General features: G+C 55.2%; 17 protein-coding genes. 6 read left to right on the top strand and 11 right to left on the bottom strand.

The window, feature by feature from the left end; all coding sequences use genetic code 11:
• Positions 1 to 18 precede the first annotated feature (18 nt).
• Positions 19 to 1185 (top strand): amidohydrolase family protein, encoded by a 1167-nt coding sequence (locus tag OS190_RS09120; RefSeq protein WP_267158383.1) that lies wholly within the window; start codon positions 19 to 21, stop codon positions 1183 to 1185.
• Here the strand turns inward: OS190_RS09120 and OS190_RS09115 are convergent.
• From OS190_RS09115 to OS190_RS09075, 9 genes are all read right to left on the bottom strand, one after another.
• Positions 1182 to 1616 carry a MarR family winged helix-turn-helix transcriptional regulator gene (locus OS190_RS09115; protein ID WP_267158382.1) on the bottom strand — a complete coding sequence of 145 codons (435 nt, stop codon included), beginning with the start codon at positions 1614 to 1616 and terminating at the stop codon, positions 1182 to 1184. The two genes, OS190_RS09120 and OS190_RS09115, sit on opposite strands and share 4 nt — an antisense overlap.
• Positions 1613 to 2197, bottom strand: coding sequence for an amino acid synthesis family protein (locus tag OS190_RS09110; protein WP_267158381.1), 585 nt, complete (start codon positions 2195 to 2197; stop codon positions 1613 to 1615). Before OS190_RS09110 ends, OS190_RS09115 begins: the two co-directional genes overlap by 4 nt.
• Positions 2194 to 2775, bottom strand: coding sequence for an amino acid synthesis family protein (locus OS190_RS09105; RefSeq protein ID WP_267158380.1), 582 nt, complete (start codon positions 2773 to 2775; stop codon positions 2194 to 2196). Before OS190_RS09105 ends, OS190_RS09110 begins: the two co-directional genes overlap by 4 nt.
• Entirely contained in the window at positions 2768 to 3628 is an 861-nt protein-coding gene (locus OS190_RS09100) for a UPF0280 family protein (RefSeq protein ID WP_267158379.1), read from the bottom strand. Before OS190_RS09100 ends, OS190_RS09105 begins: the two co-directional genes overlap by 8 nt.
• Complete coding sequence (locus OS190_RS09095; RefSeq protein WP_267158378.1) at positions 3628 to 5118, bottom strand: 6-hydroxynicotinate reductase; 1491 nt, start codon at positions 5116 to 5118, stop codon at positions 3628 to 3630. Before OS190_RS09095 ends, OS190_RS09100 begins: the two co-directional genes overlap by 1 nt.
• Entirely contained in the window at positions 5115 to 7856 is a 2742-nt protein-coding gene (locus OS190_RS09090) for a molybdopterin-dependent oxidoreductase (RefSeq protein WP_267158377.1), read from the bottom strand. The genes OS190_RS09095 and OS190_RS09090 overlap by 4 nt, the downstream gene beginning before the upstream one ends.
• Positions 7853 to 8680, bottom strand: a complete 828-nt coding sequence (locus OS190_RS09085) for an FAD binding domain-containing protein (protein WP_267158376.1) — start codon at positions 8678 to 8680, stop codon at positions 7853 to 7855. The genes OS190_RS09090 and OS190_RS09085 overlap by 4 nt, the downstream gene beginning before the upstream one ends.
• Before the next feature lie 646 nt (positions 8681 to 9326).
• A complete protein-coding gene (locus OS190_RS09080; RefSeq protein WP_267158375.1) occupies positions 9327 to 11018 on the bottom strand; it encodes a flotillin family protein in 1692 nt (563 codons plus the stop codon).
• A 52-nt stretch (positions 11019 to 11070) separates the two neighbouring features.
• Positions 11071 to 11772, bottom strand: a complete 702-nt coding sequence (locus tag OS190_RS09075; RefSeq protein ID WP_267158374.1) for a YqiJ family protein — start codon at positions 11770 to 11772, stop codon at positions 11071 to 11073.
• Between the two features lie 155 nt (positions 11773 to 11927).
• Here OS190_RS09075 and OS190_RS09070 point away from each other — a divergent pair, with 155 nt between their 5' ends.
• Positions 11928 to 12374, top strand: coding sequence for a helix-turn-helix domain-containing protein (locus tag OS190_RS09070; RefSeq protein WP_267158373.1), 447 nt, complete (start codon positions 11928 to 11930; stop codon positions 12372 to 12374).
• Positions 12375 to 13047: 673 nt separating this feature from the next.
• On the opposite strand, the gene nusG is transcribed toward OS190_RS09070, so the two are convergent.
• Together nusG and OS190_RS20640 are read right to left on the bottom strand one after the other, a co-directional pair.
• Entirely contained in the window at positions 13048 to 13560 is a 513-nt protein-coding gene (gene nusG / locus OS190_RS09065; protein WP_267158372.1) for a transcription termination/antitermination protein NusG, read from the bottom strand.
• Positions 13561 to 13710: 150 nt separating this feature from the next.
• Complete coding sequence (locus OS190_RS20640; RefSeq protein ID WP_502212086.1) at positions 13711 to 14031, bottom strand: hypothetical protein; 321 nt, start codon at positions 14029 to 14031, stop codon at positions 13711 to 13713.
• 808 nt (positions 14032 to 14839) lie between these two features.
• Here OS190_RS20640 and OS190_RS09050 point away from each other — a divergent pair.
• The 4 genes from OS190_RS09050 (at position 14840) to OS190_RS09035 (ending at position 19086) form a co-directional block, all read left to right on the top strand.
• A complete protein-coding gene (locus OS190_RS09050) occupies positions 14840 to 15199 on the top strand; it encodes a MarR family EPS-associated transcriptional regulator (protein WP_267158370.1) in 360 nt (119 codons plus the stop codon).
• Positions 15200 to 15310: 111 nt separating this feature from the next.
• Positions 15311 to 16450: a non-hydrolyzing UDP-N-acetylglucosamine 2-epimerase gene (gene wecB / locus OS190_RS09045; RefSeq protein WP_267158369.1), complete on the top strand. Its 1140-nt coding sequence runs from the start codon at positions 15311 to 15313 to the stop codon at positions 16448 to 16450.
• Positions 16450 to 17712: a UDP-N-acetyl-D-mannosamine dehydrogenase gene (gene wecC / locus OS190_RS09040; protein WP_267158368.1), complete on the top strand. Its 1263-nt coding sequence runs from the start codon at positions 16450 to 16452 to the stop codon at positions 17710 to 17712. Before wecB ends, wecC begins: the two co-directional genes overlap by 1 nt.
• A 12-nt stretch (positions 17713 to 17724) precedes the next feature.
• Positions 17725 to 19086: an O-antigen polymerase gene (locus tag OS190_RS09035; RefSeq protein ID WP_267158367.1), complete on the top strand. Its 1362-nt coding sequence runs from the start codon at positions 17725 to 17727 to the stop codon at positions 19084 to 19086.
• The last annotated feature ends 119 nt before the right edge of the window (positions 19087 to 19205 follow it).

Raw genomic sequence — 19205 nt, 5'->3', positions numbered from 1 at the left:
TCAAAAGGAACCTGCGCCATGGGTGAGAAACTGGTCATCAAGAACATCGGCATGATCCTGTCAGGGAAGTTGGAGGAACCGATCCTCGACGGCGATTGCATGGTCGCTGAGGGGGGTAAGATCACAGCCTGGGGCATTGAAAAGAATCTCGACACCGAAGGGGCAAGCACCACCGTTGATGCCAAGGGCATCACCCTCGCCCCCGGACTGATAGACAGTCATGTGCACCCGGTTGTAGGCGATTACACGCCGCGCCAGCAGCAACTTCACTGGATCGACAGCACCCTTCATGGAGGAGTGACCACACTGATTTCCGCAGGCGAGGTCCATATGCCGGGCCGTCCCAAAGACATTGTCGGCCTCAAGGCGATGGCAATTGCATCGCAACGTTGGTACGAGAATTTCCGCCCCTCCGGCGTCAAGGTCCATGCAGGTGCTCCCGTGATCGAACATGGCATGGTCGAAGAAGATTTCAAAGATCTCGCTGATGCTGGCGTGAAACTGCTTGGCGAAGTCGGTCTGGGCACGGTCAAGGACGGCAAGACCGCACAGCAAATGGTCACCTGGGCACGCAAATACGGGATTCAAAGTACGATTCATACGGGTGGTCCGTCGATTCCCGGATCGGGTTTGATCGACGCGGATATGGTCATGGAGACAGGAACCGATGTGATCGGCCATATCAACGGCGGTCATTCCGCCCTGCCAGACGATCAAATCCTTTGCCTTTGTGAAAGCTGCACATCCGCCTTCGAGATCGTGCACAACGGCAACGAACGCTCTGCTGTCTTGGCGTTGAATGCAGCGCGCGAACTGGGCAAGCTGGATCAGGTGATATTGGGCACCGATGGTCCGGCGGGATCGGGTGTGCAACCATTGGGTATCCTGCGTATGATCGCCATGCTGTCTGCATTTGGCAATGTGCCGGCTGAACAGGCCTTTTGTTTTGGTACCGGTAATACAGCGCGGCAACGCGCCCTGGACACCGGCCTGATCGAGGTTGGCAAATGCGCTGATTTTGTACTCCTGGATCAGGCGCAACATAGCCCAGGCAAGTCGATGCTGGAATCGGTCAGCCAGGGAAATCTCCCCGGTGTCGGCATGACGATCATTGACGGAAAGGTCACATCAACCCGCAGCCGCAACACACCGCCTGCAAACAGATTGCCCGAAGTCGTCGCCTAAGAGATTTTCTTAAGCAACCGGATCAATGTCTCGCTCTCTGCCGCATTCAAAGGCGCAAGCGTTTCACGGCTGATCCTGTGTCCTGAAGTTTTCAAACCAGCAATCATTTCGCGTCCCTGATCCGTTAATGAGATCGCCATACGGCGCTTGTCCTTCGGATTCGCACGGGTCTGTACCAGGGATTTGGCTTTCAACCGGTCGACAACGCCCTTTATCGTTGCCACATCCATTGCCGCCAACCGGCCCAGATGGTTCTGCGACACCTCTCCTTGCTCGGAAATTCGCATCATCGTAGAAAACTGTGTGGGTGTCAGATTGCCCCATACATGGTGCTGGAAAATCGCCGAATGACGCTGGCTGGCCAGACGCAACAGAAACCCGATCTGGTCTTCAAGTACATAGTCCGCCTCAGAGGTCGTGGCCTCGCTCACCGCAAACCGTCCTTGCCAACGGCCTGTTCATGGGTAAGTCCGCCAACACGTGGCAACGGGCGACCGGAATCAGTCACAGCCACTGCAACCATGATCTCATTGGCGCGAGGTGCGTCGTTCAAACGGACCTCGATCCCGTCGAAATGGCTGCGCACATAAGCTGCATCCTTATGCCCCAGCGGTACGTCAAGGACTTGACCGGGGCTGCCCATTTTCTTGGAAGACGCCACCAGCGCCGCCCCTTTTTCCACAGCCATGCGCAACGGCGCCCCCAGCTTGGGATGCAAGATAGCGGCTGCATGTTCCAGTTCGCCGTTTTCCCCGACCATCGCAGATTTTCCATAGCTTTGCGCCTGGGCTGGTGTGATCCCCAAAGCATCCACGCATTTTTGCCCCAGAAGCGCACCCAATTCCGCTCCGATATCCATTAGCGTGGTCAAATCTTCGGTATAGGCCCCGGCAAAGGGGTTTTCGATCACTGCAACGGCCACGGCCTTGCGGGTTGGCGGCGCGATACTGCGGCCGATCTCGATATGGGTTTCCTCGATGTTGACAGCAATCTTTCTGATCTTGGCTTTCATCGTAAACCGTCCTCTCCTTTAATGTCAGATGCGGCAAGACCGCCCGCACGGTTGTGAATGCGTGCTCCTGTGCTCATGACCAGAACAAGGGCGAGCTCATCCGACTTGGGTGCGTCATTGCACCCGACTTCCATCGCGTCAAAATGGCTGCGTACATATGATGCATTGGTATGGGTCAAAGGCACGTCAAGACGCGTGCCGACGCCACCAACCTTCTTGGTTGACGGTACAATAGCCCTTGTGTCGCCCAAGAGTTCGCGCATCGCATAACCGCCGGGCGCATGCCACAAGGCACCATGTTCAATTTCGCCCGCGGCTCCGACAATGGCACCTTTGCCATAACCCTCGATGGCTTCTTGCCCGCCCATTGCTTCCGCCAACTGCGCTGCCATCCTCAGCCCCAGCGGTTTAAGATCATCAATGAAACCTTCGATTTCCTCGACATATTTTCCCGCAAAAGGGTTTGTAATTACCGCAAGAATTGAGCCGCGCAACAAGGGCTTTGCCGCCACTGGCCCGCCTTCGTGAAAGATCTCTTCAATCGAGACCACGGTTTTGCGCAGGATGACCTTATGCATATTCTATTGTTCCTTGTGATAATGTGACAGGCATGCGTCCAACGACGCGGGACTGCCCTGCAAAATGCAGACACGCCCCGTGAATGTGATCGTTCTGGCAAAACTCTCGGGCGCGCCCCACCCCCCTTGAAAGGGCAGTCGCGACCTCGAAATCCGTCAAACCCGCGCATCCCGTCACCACCAGTCTACGACCAAGATCCGACATGTCATCCAGCTCGCAGGCGGGGGCCCGGGAAATCGCGGAATGATTGGGCAGGTCAACCGCATTGGCGATCAGGGTTGCGGCAACATCGGCCTCGGCGGCATGTGACGCCAAGACCGTAACGCTGTCGGCGATCCCAAAACTAAAGCTGCGGCCATGCTGCCCACTGGTTGCGATGCCACGAACGCAATCGTTGTAGGTAATTTCGATCACACCCAAGGACTGTCCCTCCTGTCCCAGCATCGCTGTTCGAAACCGCTGCTCAGGTGTCAGATGCAGCGCAATATCGCCGCCGTTGTTCACATAGGCACGCTGCAAATCCGCATGCGCCACCATCGCGTCAAGCACGCTTTCTGCGACGGCACCGGCAACACCGGCCATTGCAGTGACAAAACCCGCGTCGCGAAAGGCCCAGGCCGCATCCATCATCCGCCGCGCCGTTTCGCCCTCGGGTCGCATTCTTTCTTCTGAGAGAGGTCTGCGCAGCAAGTCAATCTCGACCATCAATTCGGACAAAATCGTTTCAAATCGCCCCCGCGCAGCATCAAAGGCGCGCCTACGATCCCCATCCGCTGCGATAATCAGATCGATCGGACCATGATGCAAATGCAACCTGTCACCCTGCCCCAACAACCGTGCAACAGGCTGCATCACAGATCCTTCTCTCTGGACCAGCGGTAATGAATCGCAGAGGCAGGGTCATGTCCGCTGCGTGCACGGCTTACCCGTCGGGTTTCGGGCTCGACGATTTGCGAAACCGCTTTAATTGCATCCATATACCCGCCCAGAGCAGCATAATCGCTGCGCCGCAGGGTGAATTCTATGGGCGCAACCAATGCGGGCGTAGGCACATAGCCAAACGATCCTTCGGGCATTTCCATCACATCGACCATCACCGTGATGCCGCCTCCCGGCCAGACATAGGTTTGCGCACCGCCACAAGAGACATGGGTCAGTGTTTCCTTAACCGAACGGGTCAGGCGGACGGGGTTTTCCGTCACCCCCGCCCGCAAACTCCCCCCTGCGCCGCCCATGAACAACACCGAACAGACCGAAGGTTCGCAGTTTTCCGCAATCAGATCAGTGGATTTGCGCAGCGCCACGGGCAGATCGCGTGGCTGAGGCACCAAAGCATCATCCAACTCGTAATAGGCAAACTGCTCACCGGTGGTAGAGACCATCAACAAACGCAAACCTTCGCGCGCGAATTCAGGGTTGAAAGGGCCGAGTATGGTCAGGGGATCCTCAATATCCGTGCCGCCCCATCCTGTGCCCGGTTGGGCCACCTGAAAATAGCGTCCCGGTGTGGAACGGCGTCCCTTGATCTTGATCCCCGTCGGTTCCAGGGACAGTTGCTTACCTGCTTCGTGTTCAGACAGAACACCGGTGATATGGTCGTCAACCACCACCACATCATCCACATGATCCAGCCATTGTTTTGCAAACATACCGATTGTCGCAGAGCCACAGCCGACGCGCATCAGACGTTCGGTTTCACCATTGATGATAGGGGCTTTTCCTGCCTGCACAATCACCTCGCAGGCATTTGTGTCATCGCCGATCTTCAATGCAACCGCCGCGCGGTTACAGAGCGCCAGAAGCGTGGCACAGGTGGCACGACCTTCCTTTTTCGTACCCCCCGTCAGATGCTCTACACCACCTAGTGACAGCATTTTTGACCCGTATTCGGATGTCATCACATGGCCAACCGGTTCGCCCTGTGCGTACACCACGTCGCGTTCATCGCCGATGTGACGATCGGTGTCGATTTTCACCTTCACGCCACAATAGCTGAAAATGCCCTCGGTCACGACCGTGACCATATCAACGCCATCGATTTCCTGACTGACGATGAAGGGGGCGGGTTTGTAGTCTGGATAGGTGGTGCCGGCACCGATTGCCGTAACAAAGGGGCGGTTGCCTTTGACAATGTCACCGTTCCAATCATCCGGCTCTGCCCCGCTCATGAAGGGCACCAGAGTCCGGTTTGGCCCATCAACAATAGTCAGCGGGTCAAGCCGAACCAACCTGCCCGCGTCGTTGGCATACCGATCGCAGGCACCAGACCGACCTTCGGCGATGAAGCACAAGACCGGGCAGGCATCACATCGGATTTTTCCTTCGGGCAGCGGTTTTTTCATTTCTCAAGCGCCTTGATCGCAGCGCGGACCTTGTCTGGTGTTGCAGGCACCTGACAGATCCGCGCGCCGGTTGCTGCATAGATCGCATTCAGGATTGCGGGGGCGGTCGGGATCAATACATGTTCTCCCAGCCCTTTCGCTCCATAAGGTCCGCGGGCGTCCGGTTCTTCGATGATAAGTGTCTCGATCGGGGGCACATCGCCAATCGTCGGGATCAGGTAGTCATGCAGATTTTCGGTCCGACCGGGAATGTATTCTTCCATCAATGCCATTCCCAGACCCTGAGCAATACCGCCCTGCACCTGCCCTTCGACCAACAACGGGTTTATCGCCTGGCCAACGTCATGCGCAGCCACGAATTTTTGCGGTTTCACGGTGCCCAATCGGGTATCCACCTCAACCACCACCAGATGCGCCGCAAAACCGAATTGCGCATATGGCACGCCCTGACCATTTGAATCCAGTGGTTTGGTCGGCGGGTCATAGGTTTCTTCTGCCGTGAAAACAAACCCGTCTTCCCCTGCTTCCAGCGCTGCCAGGTCAAGCAGATGCCTACCGCCTGAATCACGCGCCACAACCGACCCGCCATCAAGACGTAAGACGGCATCGTCAGCGACGTTCATCCGTTGTACGATCTGCGCCCGCAACGCCAAACCCGACAATCTTGCCGCAGCGCCCGAGACATAGGTTTGCCGCGAGGCCGAGGTCTTGCCCGCATCAGGTGTCACATCTGTGTCCGGCCCGATCAAGACAATCCCTTTGGTTGGCACCCCCAGCGCAGTGGCAAATATCTGGGCAATCACAGTGTTGGCACCCTGCCCGATGTCTGCCGCCCCCTGGTGCAATACCACGGTACCGTCCTTCTTTAACCCAGCCTTGATGGTGGACGGATTGGGCAATGAGGTGTTGCCGCAACCATACCAGCCAGCCGCGATGCCCACCCCACGTTTGCGAGTGTCCCAAGCGTTGTTAAAAGCCTCTGCCTGCATCCGTTCGCGCGCCCAGGCAGGCCGCAGACTCTCAAGACATTTGCGGATCCCGACCCCCTGTGCAAACACCTGCCCACAGACCGTCTGCACATTGTTTTCCAGGGCATTCAGGATGCGGAACTCCAGTGGGTCCATTCCCAGTTTCTCGGCCAGCCTATCAAACAGGCTTTCCTGCGCAATCGCGGATTGCGGCACACCAAATCCGCGAAAGGCGCCGGCGGGTGGATTGTTGGTATGGATGCCTTTGGATTCTGCACGATAGTCAGTGATCTGATAAGGCCCCGAGGCATGTACCGGCACACGGTTGGCGACGGTCGGTCCCCAGCTTGCATAGGCCCCCGTGTCGAATTCGCCAAAGAAATCAAAGCCACAGATCTTACCCTCGGCATCTGCCCCGATTCTGAGTTGGATGTCCGAAGGATGCCGCTTGGTCGTGCTCTGCATGCTTTCGGTCCGTGAATAAGTCAGCCGTACAGGCTGCCCTGTCTTCATCGTAGCCAGTGCCAGATAGGGTTGAACCGATAGATCAAGCTTTGATCCGAAACCACCGCCAATCCCGGTCGGTACAATGCGTATCTTCGACCCATCCAGCCCAAGGATGATTTCAAGACTGTCGCGGTCCATCATCGGGGCCTGCGTGCCCGCAAAGATTTCAACACGGTCTCCAACCATTCGGGCATATCCTGCTTCGGGTTCGATATAGGCGTGTTCGACAAAACCACTGTTAAAGCGGCCCTCAACCGTGACATAGGCACGGGCAAGTGCCTCTTGCGCATCGCCGCAGGTGACAAAGCCGCCGCACATGACGTTTTGTGCACGTCCCTCATGCAGGATCGCCGCACCGCTATCCTGTGCCTGGCGAATATCCGTCACAGCTGGCAGAGCCTCCCAGACAACAGGGAAATCAGATTGAGCAAGTCGCTTGATCACCGCAGGCTCTGCGACCACGGCGGCAACGGCTTCACCCCGAAACCGCGTTTCCTTTTCCGCAAAGACCGGTTGATCGACAAACTGCGGGATCACTCCGAAGACGTTGCGCCCCGGCACATCTGCCGCTGTTAAAACCGCCACGACGCCCTCTGTTGTCGCGGCCCAGTTGTCGAGATCCCTGAATTGAAACGCCGCCCGCGGATGGGGGGAGCGGATCACCAGAACCTCCAGCATACCGGTGGCGGCAAGATCATCGCTAAAGACCTCGGCCCCCGATACCTTATCAAGGCCATCAACCCGACGGATCCTTGCTCCCACATGGTCCCCCTCCGCAGTCAGCGGCGCAGGTCGTGCCATCACGGCATCAATGATCTTGCGATAGCCAGTACAACGGCACAGAACGCCCCCCAGGGCATCCCTGACGGCAGCCTCTGTTGGCGCTGTTTCCTTTCGCAGCAGCGCTACAGCCGACACCATCATTCCCGGTGTACAGATCCCGCATTGGGCGGCACCGTGATCCTGAAACCGCTCTGCCAATGCCTGTGCGATAGGGTCATTGCTGTACACTCCGGCAAGTGTTTCAACACTGCGCCCTGAAACCTGATGTACTGGCGTCAGACAAGCACAAACTGGAGCGCCGTCCAGCAACACCGTGCAGGCTCCACAATCGCCTGCGTTGCAGCCGATCTTGACATCCCGCGCACCCAGACGCTCGCGCAAGGTTTCTGACAACCGGTCGCCCGTTGTCGCTGTGGTGGTAACCTCTTGACCATTCAGCGTGAAACCCAGCCTTGTCTCAGATGGCATTACTTCGGTCATCCCGCCGCTCCGATGATGGCACGTTTGCACAGTTCCGCAACAGCCTCGTGCCGGTAGATCGCGCTGCCTCGCACATCGTCAATTGGCGCAAGTTCGACCAGATGATCGGCAGTCACATCCACCGATCCGGGCTTTTCGCCAATGCAGGCCTGTTCTAGCCCCGACAGTCGTTGCGCAACCGCTGAGCAGGCACCTACTGCAATCCGCGCATATGTTATCACACCTGCCGCATCGGTTGCGATTACAGCCGACACCATTGCAATCGAGATCACCAGATAACTCCGGCTCCCTAGCTTTTCAAAACTGGCCCCTGCCCCCGCTGGCGGCACAGGCATCACAATGGCAGTCATGATTTCATCCGGTTGCAACGCGGTCTTGCGCACCCCTTGAATGAAATCCTCAATCCGGATTTGCCGCATCCCACCTGCTGCACTGGCCACTTCCACGGAGGCACCCAAAGTCAATAACGGCGGCACACCATCCGCCGCGGGCGAAGCGTTGCATAAATTTCCAGCAAGCGTCGCACTGTTTTGGATCTGCACACTTCCAATTTGGCGCGCCGCTTGTTTCAAACCGTCAAATGCCGCTGGCAAATCCGCTCTGATCAGGTCCATCCATCGAACGGCCGCCCCTATCCTGATTTCACTATCCGATATTTCGATTTTCGAAAATTCCGCTACGGCAGTCACATCAAGCATGGTTTCAAACCGCTGTCCCTGCGCCGCTGCCGGAAAAACATCTGTGCCGCCTGCGATCACTTTTCGGTCCGGTAGGGCCGCCAGTCGAAGCGCGGATGCCAGATCTGTCGGGCGGTGATAGGGCAAGGGACCAAGCCTCTCGATTGTTTGCATACGAATGATATGCAGACACCGGCACATGTCAACCGCCAAGCCGTTCAAACAAGACTTCAAGGCAGAGCGAACCATGCTCTTTCACTCGTGCCAAAATGCCCGATACACTGTGGGGCAATGAACCCGAGCAGCATCACCGGTACCACCATCGCAAGCACAACCGCATCGAACCTGCCGCGCAACTGCGTCGTTCAGATGGTCAAGCCAAGACGCTATTCATCTGGCGGAACACTTCATCCGTGACGCTGCACAGGCGAGGAAGACGGAAAATGTGATCCGTTAACCTGTACGCGACTGATCGCTTGAAATTGCTGTGCAGGTTGCCGATATTGATCCGCTTTCGTTGTCGCGCCAATTCAAACCTGATTTGATCTAAACCCCAGCACAACTTGTCCAACGGGTGCGGGGTGATGGTGCACGGAACCTGTTGAGCCCCCTGCCCGCCAAACACATCGCCATCAATAGCGGTCAAGGTGATCTGCAGTGCAAACTGTGGACAATTCAGCGACGGTTCTGGTTGGCTTCAATGCCTATATCAATGGCTTCGGTTGACCAATCCAGCACCTTCGCAAAAAAGGTGTGCGCGTTTCCGTGCACACCCGTAACTTGTCTGGCTTCTTTATGCCTGAAGCGTTGTCTCGGATGCCTCATCTGTGGTGCCATTGACCGGCTGCCGGGTTGTTGAGGCACGTGCCGGTACGTCCAGCACATCATCGACAACGCCTGCGACACCATTCTCAAGGCTGATCCCCAACTCTTTCCCAAGGGCCTGCATCGCAGGCATCTGCAACGCCATGCCAAGGACAGAATCCAGCGCCTGATTGACCGGCGTGCCACCGTTTGAAGTAGCGGCGTCACCTGATCCGCCTCGTCCCATGCCGGTCACTTGATGAATCTTGATGGAATCGATCTTTTCAGCGGGTTTTACCATCTCGGCGATGATCGCTGGCATGGCCTCAAGACTCGCCAGACGTATTTTCATCGCGATGATCTCAGCGCTCAATTCATTCTCTGAATTTGCAATCGCAGTCTGACCCTCCGCTGTCGCCAACATATCCGTTTTCTTGGCCTCAGCACGGATTATCATCGCTTTTGAATCAGCTTGTGCCTCTTCCAGCTTTGCCGCAGCGCGGTCATTGGCCGCATCTTTCTCGGCCTCGGCAGCAAGACGAATGCCGGTCGCCTGACGCTCCGCTTCTTTCTGCGCTTCGATGAGGGCAATCTGCTTTTGACGTTCCGCCTCGGCCACGGCACGGGCGGTCTCAATGGCTTCCGAGGCTTTTTTGGCCTCAGCGCGGGCATTATCCGCAGATGCACGCGCCTGGCTTTCTTCTTCGGACTTGCGGGCAACGATGATCTGGCGTTCCTGATCCGCGACCTCAAGCTCGCGCTCTTTGGCGATCTCTGCCTCGCGAATGGCACGCTCGCGCTCGATCTCGGATGCACGCACAGCACGTTCGCGTTCGATCCGGGCCTGCTCCTTGGCTTGATCCGAAATTTCCCGATTGCGCGCAATCTCGGCTTCCTGGCTGGCCTGTAATGTCTGGATTTCGCGAATCTGTGTGATCGACGCTTCCTGTTTTTCACGCTCGATCTGATATTTCAGCTTTTCGGCTTCCATCTCGGACCGCGCCACGGATACATCTGCGCTTGCGGTGATTTCGGCACGTTCCTTACGCGATGTTGCAATCACGGCGGCCAGCTTTTGCATCCCGACAGCATTAAATGCGTTGTTTTCATCAAGGGAGTCGAATGGCGTCTGGTCCAGTGCTGTCAATGACACCGCTTCAAGCTCCAGCCCGTTTTTCAGCAGGTCTTCGGAAATTGCATTCTGCACTTCCTGAACAAAGCTGGCGCGGTTCTCGTGCAATTCATCCATTGTCATCTGCGCGGCAACAGCCCGCAAACCATCAATCAACTTGCCCTCAATCATCTCGCGCAGTTGATCTACATGGAATGTCCGGTCACCCAGCGTTTGGGCCGCACGCGAAATACCGTCTTCAGTGGCATTGACCGACACGTAAAATTCAACACCAACATCCACACGCATCCGGTCTTTGGTGATCAGCGACTGTTCGTTTACACGAGCCACCTCAAGGCGCAGGGTCTTCATGTTGACCTTGGCGATTTCATGCAGGAAGGGTACAACAATCGTCCCCCCGTCCATGATCACCTTCTTGCCGCCTGAACCGGTCTTGACCAAGCTCGTTTCCCGGGTCGCACGTTTGTACAAGCGGGCCATAATCAAGCCGATAAAGATCAGCAAGCCGACTATGATACCGGCGATGACTAGTATTTCATTCAACTGCATAGAGGTACTCCTTGGTCTCGAAAGTTGGATTGCTCAGCGTCGACAGTTCTGGCTAGATCACAAAGAACTTGTCGCCGCGTTTGCGGATAAGCGTAACTTCACTCCCCTGCGGAAAGACACCTTCGTCGTCCAGCGGTTCAACCCGCAGGTAATGAATGTTGGAATAGCGGTCTTTGATCTTGGCCTCGGCAGGATTGCCGCGTCTGGCAGTTCCCTGGGTGATCGTGCCGCGATGTCCCCCCAGAAAACGGGTGCGCATCGCAGTGGTTTCAGTCTTGGGCATGATCAACGTGACCCAGTTCGCAATCACACGGGTCGTCGCAATAGCGGGAACCGCAGCGATCACAACCGCCAGAATTGCAAACAACGGAACACCGATCATTTTGATGGCCATGGCTTGCACAATCATGCCGGACAATCCGAACATCGTCAGAAACGAAACCAGCCAGATCAGAAAGGGTACATCACGTGCACCAAGCCATGTCAGAATGCCCGAGGGGGAAGACGGCATATCTGCCATTTCGCCTGCCACCTCAGGGTCAAATCCTTCGACATCAAAATCGGGCGCATCAAGATCAATATCCGCGGATAGATCAAAATCGGAATCCACATCAATATCAGGTGCTTCCGCCCCTACACCAAGAATGGTGGCCCCCAGCAACAGGCTGATAATCTCCAACAGAAACAACCCTGCCGTGACCGCAAGTGCAATCGCAAAGGGAAGAGATTGCGGCATCAAAAACAATTCAAACATCGGCATCCTTTCCAATCATATATAGCACTGTATCACAATAATGTTAGGGATATATATGCATAAACTTTGATTTTCGGTATAATTTGTTGGCGGTGTTGAAGGTATCGGCCTATATAGGGTAAAGAAATGGTCAGAATAATGACCAAAGGAGATCCATGCCTGATTTCATGCAACGCAGACGCTGGGCGCGCATTTTGGACCGCAGTGCCGAACAATTTGCCGACAGGCCGATCCCTGAAAAGGGTTGGATCGCTACCATGCGTCTGGCTTTGGGTATGTCCGCTGAACAGGTTGCCGCTCGCAAGGGCGTAAGCCGTAACGCTGTTTATCAAGCCGAGCGCAGTGAAAAAGAAGGCGCAGTGTCAATCAAGCAAATGGAGACCATCGCCGCCGCAATGAATGGCACATTTGTCTATGCAATCATCCCCAATGCACCGATTGAGCAGTTGAAATATCGCCAGGCCCTGCGGCGCGCGCATATCATGGCCCGCGACAAGCCCGGTTTCCGATCCTGGTCAAAGGATGAGCAGCAAGACTGGATCGACGATACAGCAGCACAGCAATTGCACGACATGCCGACTGATTTTTGGGAAGCAGAGTGATCCCTCTGTTGCCCACACAACAAAGGTAAGCACAGGAAACCGCAAAATGGGCGAATGCATATTAAAATGAGCAGTACCAGAGCAATTGTCGGCGGGAACCGGTCTGGCGATAACCCCGCCCCTACTCTGCAAGCCCTTGCAATCATTGTTTAGAATTCAGTTCGCAAGTCGCCCCGTTGGCATGTCTCTGGCAGCAAAACCAATATTTCGCAGCACTGCATTCAAGCATCCGCCAACAAATCCCTTTGTTCGCGTTGCGCCCAAAACCCTCACCGCGCCATGGAATATTAACATCAATCTGTGCCACGATATATCGCTCGACAGTGTTCTGCGCGCAATAGGACCCCGAAGGACTGCGAGATGTCCAAAGGAACCGCCACAGACGCTTCTTGAAGGTTTTGTTCGGGGAAATGTTTGCGCAGTTTTCAGGAGCTGCTCTGTAGACCATTGTCGCCGCAGACGTATGAAACATCTCACGCTTGACCAGACACCCCGTTCTTCCAGTGCAGGAAGCCTTCCTCACACGACCTTTCCATCATGCGGACAGAAACACCTTCGAGATGCGCCGCATCGTTTACTGTGAGACCTTCGAAGAGTGCTGACGTCGCCACCATCTTCACCCTTGGGACCCGAAAGGAATGCCTGGGGCTTTCATGTCAACGATGGGGTCTACTCATACCGCCCGCAGCTGATCCGCCCCAACGGCCACGCGGGTCTGGCCGCCCATGATCTCCATCAGAACCCAGACGCGCCGATCCGGCGCGATCTTTTCCACCTCTGCAACAAAGTTGGTAAACGGCCCCCCGGTCAGGGTCACCTGATCCCCGGGTTTCAGGTGCTTGTGAGGCAGTAACTTGCCCTTCGCATCACACCGCTGCATCAACTGCGAAATCAGACCGGTCGGCACCGCAGACGGCTCTTTGCCGAAGCTCACCAGCCGCGTGATGCCGTAGGTCGAATTGACCGTCCGCCAGAAGCCACTCGCAACATCGAAGGCAACGAAAATGTAACCCGGAAACAGCGGGCGCATGGCGGTGACAAACTTGCCGCCCCTCTGATGCGTCTCCTCTGCCATCGGCAGGAAGGTCTTAAAGCCCTGGCGTCTGAGGTTCCTATCCGCGATGTTGGCGCAGTTCGGCTTCAGTTGGGCCAGAAACCAACTTGTGCCGCGATCGTGGAATGTCATCTTGCAACCTCATTGAAACTCTACCGCCCACATATCGCTCGAACTTGAACAGATGCAAGTCAGCTTTTCCGGCTGCGATGTGACATTTAGATGATGGCGCTGGCGCACCTCGCCCTCAGCACGTTGATATAATGAAATAATTTAGCATTATCAGCTTGATACGTTTTGCCACTCACGCAAACGTCCGACCGACAGACACGCGGATCGGAGGCTGAATTGGACGGGAGTGGCGAGATTACCGAATTTCGGGCGGCGCAATATGTGCGCATCTCGACAAAGCACCAGCAGTATTCGACCTGCAACCGGTCCCACAGGATCCGCGAATATGCCGAGAAGCGCGGCATCGAGATCATCAAGAGCTATGCCGATGACGGCAAAAGCGCTCTTTCCATTGGCGGGCACGCGGTCTAGCAGCGGCTGATCGCAGATGTGGAATCCGGTGCGGCCGATTTCAACGTCATCCTCGTCCATGGCATCAATCGCCGTGGGCGATTTCAGGACTCAGATGAGTCTGCCCATTACGCATACATCTGCAAGCGCGCCGGTATCAACCTCGCCTATTGCGCCGAACAGTACAAGAATGATGGTTCCCCCTCTCTACCATCGTCAAAGGCGTCAAACGTGCCAGGATGGGGGAACATGATTGATCAACGCATTTTTCGCAATCAGAAGCGCATTGCGCTCAACCTGTGCCTGCGCTGGATGCATCCGGAGTTTACCGTACAAGATGGAAGCATCGATTGGGGGGGCTGAAGCCCCGTGCCCCGCGATCCCAAAGCCGTTTTTCTTACCATCAACGATGAAACGATCTGAGCTTGGTGCTCGCAAGTTACCAGACGCAGGGCTATCGGAGCCTGCGCTGGCGGGTCAGGTTTGAGCAAATGTGCTCTCAGGTAGACTTCGCATTGACACTGCGGCACACAACGGTGAAAAACCTTTAGATAAACAACCATCCGTGATCATGAAACTGCATTGTGCTGAAAGGGTCGTTCAGTTTTAAGCTTGTTATTTCCATACTCAATGGGTAGCGGAGCGGGCACGATTTCCAGCCGTGGCCGCCTACAAAGGCAAGGCGCAGCTTACCTTTGACCGCCCAGCTGGCAGATCGATTACCGCGACCGACTGAAAAAACCTCTTGATTTTCTGTAATTCAGTCTTGTTTGCGCGCGCAGCATTTGATACCGCTCAAAAATGAGCAATGTGATTTTTACATCACCTTTGCATCCAACAAGGTGCCCTTCGGGCAGTCCTTGTGCGGTAGCCTGAGAAAATCCCAAAAATGACCAGCAAGCGTACCAAGCTGCAGGAAGACACGCATTTTCGCGTGCTTCGCCTTTTGCAAGATAATCCTGAGATGTCCCAGCGTGAGCTGGCCGAAGCGGTTGGGGTCAGTGTCGGGGGCATGCACTACGTGTTGAACGCCCTGATCGACAAAGGCCTTGTGAAGTTGGGAAATTTCACAGCCGCGGAAGACAAGCGCCGATATGCCTACGTTCTGACGCCGAACGGTATCGCGAGGAAGGCTGCGCTGACTCGTGCATTTCTGGTGCGGAAGATGGAAGAATATGAGGCGCTCAAGGAAGAGATCGAAGCTCTTCGAGTCGAAATAGACGCCAACGCGACAAACAAGCTGTCTTGATCGCAACAGCAATTCGTTTGGCCGACTATCTCTATCGAGAAACGGTGAATTACTGCGTGATCAAAGATGAAATGCTGGCGGCGTCCACCAGAAATAAAGTTTGAGGATTCAATGAAAAAAGTATTGCTTGTCTTTGGGACTCGGCCAGAAGCCATCAAGATGGCTCCGGTTTATGAAGTACTCAGGGCAACTCCCGGTCTTGATGTACGCGTTGCTGTCACAGCCCAACACCGCGAAATGCTGGATCAGGTTCTGCGTCTGTTTGGGATCGAACCCGACTACGATCTGAACGTTATGAAGCCTGGACAGGGGCTAACCGAGATCACCGCGGCAGTGCTTGCCGGGCTTAAGCCGGTGCTGGAAGAGTTTTCGCCAGATTTGCTGCTGGTCCACGGCGACACTACTACGACGTTGTCGGCCTCGCTCGCGGCCTATTACCAGCAGATCCCTGTGGGTCATGTCGAAGCGGGCTTGCGGACCGGAAATATCTATTCGCCATGGCCCGAAGAGATCAATCGCAAAATCACCGGCACCATCGCACGGCTGCATTTCGCACCGACAGAAAAGGCCGCATCGAACCTGAGATGCGAAGGCGTCGAAGACGAGCAGATTTCGATCACGGGAAATACAGTCATCGATGCGTTGCTTGAAGTAGTTGAGCGGCTCGAAAACGATCCACAACAGAGCGCGGCATTCGACGCGGAATTCGGAATCGACCCGACCAAGCGCCTGATCCTTGTGACGGGTCATCGGCGCGAAAGCTTTGGAGGCGGCTTTGAACGTATTTGCTCTGCGCTTGTAGCGGTCGCAGCGCGAACCGATGTCCAGATCATCTATCCTGTTCACCTCAATCCCAACGTGAAAGGCCCGGTCGAAACCAGCCTCGGCGCTCTTGAACGTGTGAGGCTCATTGCGCCGCAGGATTATCTGCCCTTTGTTCATCTAATGCGTCGCGCTGACATCATTCTGACTGACTCTGGCGGAGTGCAAGAAGAAGCACCGTCGCTGGGCAAACCAGTTCTGGTAATGCGTGACACGACCGAACGGCCTGAGGCGGTGGGCGCCGGAACGGTGAAATTGGTGGGCACTGATGCTGAACTGATCGTGCGGGAAACGGCAATTCTCCTCGAAAATCAAGCGGCCTACGACACCATGTCACGCGCGCACAATCCATACGGCGACGGGCTTGCTACACAGCGCATCCGGGACGCCATTCTGGAATTCTTTGCTACACAAGAGGTTCAATACTAATGCACGACCAACCCTTCAAACGGATCTCAGTCATTGGGCTCGGCTATATTGGCCTGCCGACCGCCGCAATGTTCGCGTCGAGAAAGATTAAGGTAGTCGGAGTCGATGTGAACGAAAAAACGGTTGACACAATCAATCGCGGAGCGGTCCACATTGTCGAACCGGAACTCGATCTTATTGTACATGCGGTAGTCAAAGATGATTATTTGCGGGCAACCATGACCCCGGAGCCAGCCGAAGCTTTCCTGATCGCTGTCCCAACCCCGTTCAAGGGTGAGAAGCATGAGCCTGACCTTAGGTTCATCGAGGCGGCAGCGCGTGCGATTGCGCCGGTTCTGGAGCCGGGCAACTTGGTGATCCTGGAAAGTACCTCGCCCGTCGGGGCAACCGAAGCAATGGCAGCTTGGCTCGCCGAGGCCCGGCCCGACCTGAGTTTTCCCCAAGACGCCGGCGAAGCCTCCGACATCCGTATCGCGCATTGCCCCGAGCGGGTACTGCCCGGCAAGGTGATGCAAGAGCTGATCCACAACGACCGGGTCATTGGCGGCATGACCCCAGCCTGTTCTGAGCGCGCTGTCACGCTCTACAAGACCTTCGTCACCGGCGAGTGCGTCGTGGCCTCTGGCCCGCGGGCTGCGGAAATGGCCAAACTCACCGAAAACAGCTTTCGTGACGTCAATATCGCCTTCGCCAATGAGCTTTCGGTTATTTGCGATGAACTCGATATGGATGTCTGGGAACTGATCCGGCTGTCCAACCGCCATCCTAGGGTCAACATCCTGCAGCCCGGGCCGGGCGTGGGCGGGCATTGCATCGCGGTCGACCCATGGTTCATCGTCTCGTCAGCACCAGAGCAGGCTCGACTGATCCGGACAGCGCGTGAAGTGAATGATGCCAAACCGGGTTGGGTGCTTGAAAAGGTCCGTGCGGCAATTGGTGCACTTCTGAGCAAGAACCCCGACTGGACGGCGCGTGAGGTGACGGTGGCGATCTACGGGTTGGCGTTCAAACCCGACATCGACGACCTACGCGAGAGCCCGGCATTAGACATTGCCCGGCGCATCGCGGCGGAACATGCCGGGCCATTGCACATCATAGAGCCGAACGTGAGTGCCCTGCCTGAGGGCCTGGGTGCAGCCACGCTGGTTACGCTAGAGGAGGTTCGCGCAGAGGTTCATGTGATGTTGGTCGATCACAAATCTTTCAAGATCAGCTCCCCGCCGGTCGGCCAAATCGTGGACGTCCGCGGAGTTTGGGCGTAATTTAACGCAAATATGTATCCTGCGCTCCTCATATTCGGCCTAGTCCTCTCGGCAGCGGTCATTTTTGTTCAAATAAAGAGGGCTGGAGTCGCCGCGGTTGCCTATTATCCGATCACGATTTTTGCGCTTTATTTTGCAATCATCCACTTCCTTACACCACTGGTGAAATACTTTTCTGGTTGGTTTAGGTATCAATCCGAATATAATAACACTACCTTGGTATATTCAGTCGTTCTTTCTATCGTATTTCTGTTATTCGCCTCAGCATTAAACGAAGTTTTTTCTCGAAAAACCACGCAACTAATTAAATTGTATAGGGGTACATCTTCGTCGGTCAGCGACAAAAACGCCAAGAATACCTTTTGGGTGGGTTTGGCGATCGCGCTGATGGGAGCTTTCTTTGCATGGAGCGACCTGTCGACAATTACAAGCGCAAGCGGATCTTTCGAAAACTTTTTGCTCGATCGCCACCTTCACAGCCAGGCGAGATCATCCACCCGAATTTTCTCCAATTTTCTCATTCCGGGGTCGGCTGCAATTCTTGCAGCGGCGCTGCTCTCAAAAAAGCGCATGTCAAAGATTTTGCTATTTGGGACCCTTGCAGCATTCACAGTCTACTACGCCAATGCCATATCTAGCAGAAACACAATTCTTGTTTTTGCCTTGATAAACCTTTCAGTATATTTCTTCTTTTCAAGCCAAAGAAAAACGTCAATGCCACGTTTAAACATCAAGGGTTTGATGCTTACGCTGACTTCGGTTGCTGCCATAGCTGGAGCAGCTTATTACGTCACCCTTCAACGGTATAGCATTTCAGATTCAGCTTATTTGGCCGAAAGGCGCGAGGCCATCATTTTTTTTACGCTGGATGGTGCTTTTGGCAATGATGAAGCCCGCCCATGGATGATTGATAACGGTCATGAGCTTTACTGGGGGGCAACGTATCTTGCCGCGGTAACAAATTTGATTCCTCGTTCGATCTGGCCGGACAAGCCCCTTGGCGCAGGCCCTCGGTTGATCAACATGGTTAGACCAGGTTCGTTTATCATTGGCCAAGAAGGTAATAACTCCCTTACCACAGGCTTGGTTGTGGAAGCGCGCATGAATTTTGGCGTGCCCGGTGTATTTTTAGCAATTTTCTTACTAGCATATTTTTCAAACCGCATGACCCGTTCAGCCATTCGCAGCCAAAGTATATTGTCAAAAGTCACACTCATCATTGCCGCTGTGTCAATCAACTCAATGCTTCTCTATAGCGAGTTTCTTGGCTTTTTCTTCAGATTTCTAATGCTTACGACACCCCTTTTAATCGCGACATACATGCAAAGAATATCGTTTAGGTCGACACTACATATGCAGCGCGGTGCAAATTGAAACCTCTTTACGTCCTAGTACGCGAAAGCAACCTTTTCGGGCTTCCCATCCTGCGGAAAATCAGAAACTGGGTTTATGAACGGCATCTTGCCGCGCCGCGTATCAATGTTGGCAGCCGG

This window comes from Sulfitobacter sp. F26204 (assembly GCF_026410305.1).
GTDB lineage: Bacteria > Pseudomonadota > Alphaproteobacteria > Rhodobacterales > Rhodobacteraceae > Sulfitobacter.
This window is presented reverse-complemented; position numbering and strand designations above follow the sequence as displayed.

What these genes read in the sequence shown, in the direction of transcription:
- OS190_RS09120 (WP_267158383.1), top strand. Translation starts at nt 19, where the DNA reads ATGGGTGAGAAACTGGTCATCAAGAACATCGGCATGATCCTGTCAGGG.
- OS190_RS09110 (WP_267158381.1), bottom strand. Translation starts at nt 2,197, where the DNA reads ATGAAAGCCAAGATCAGAAAGATTGCTGTCAACATCGAGGAAACCCAT.
- OS190_RS09105 (WP_267158380.1), bottom strand. Translation starts at nt 2,775, where the DNA reads ATGCATAAGGTCATCCTGCGCAAAACCGTGGTCTCGATTGAAGAGATC.
- OS190_RS09100 (WP_267158379.1), bottom strand. Translation starts at nt 3,628, where the DNA reads ATGCAGCCTGTTGCACGGTTGTTGGGGCAGGGTGACAGGTTGCATTTG.
- OS190_RS09095 (WP_267158378.1), bottom strand. Translation starts at nt 5,118, where the DNA reads ATGAAAAAACCGCTGCCCGAAGGAAAAATCCGATGTGATGCCTGCCCG.
- OS190_RS09090 (WP_267158377.1), bottom strand. Translation starts at nt 7,856, where the DNA reads ATGACCGAAGTAATGCCATCTGAGACAAGGCTGGGTTTCACGCTGAAT.
- OS190_RS09080 (WP_267158375.1), bottom strand. Translation starts at nt 11,018, where the DNA reads ATGCAGTTGAATGAAATACTAGTCATCGCCGGTATCATAGTCGGCTTG.
- OS190_RS09075 (WP_267158374.1), bottom strand. Translation starts at nt 11,772, where the DNA reads ATGTTTGAATTGTTTTTGATGCCGCAATCTCTTCCCTTTGCGATTGCA.
- OS190_RS09070 (WP_267158373.1), top strand. Translation starts at nt 11,928, where the DNA reads ATGCCTGATTTCATGCAACGCAGACGCTGGGCGCGCATTTTGGACCGC.
- nusG (WP_267158372.1), bottom strand. Translation starts at nt 13,560, where the DNA reads ATGACATTCCACGATCGCGGCACAAGTTGGTTTCTGGCCCAACTGAAG.
- OS190_RS20640 (WP_502212086.1), bottom strand. Translation starts at nt 14,031, where the DNA reads ATGGACGAGGATGACGTTGAAATCGGCCGCACCGGATTCCACATCTGC.
- OS190_RS09050 (WP_267158370.1), top strand. Translation starts at nt 14,840, where the DNA reads ATGACCAGCAAGCGTACCAAGCTGCAGGAAGACACGCATTTTCGCGTG.
- wecB (WP_267158369.1), top strand. Translation starts at nt 15,311, where the DNA reads ATGAAAAAAGTATTGCTTGTCTTTGGGACTCGGCCAGAAGCCATCAAG.
- wecC (WP_267158368.1), top strand. Translation starts at nt 16,450, where the DNA reads ATGCACGACCAACCCTTCAAACGGATCTCAGTCATTGGGCTCGGCTAT.
- OS190_RS09035 (WP_267158367.1), top strand. Translation starts at nt 17,725, where the DNA reads ATGTATCCTGCGCTCCTCATATTCGGCCTAGTCCTCTCGGCAGCGGTC.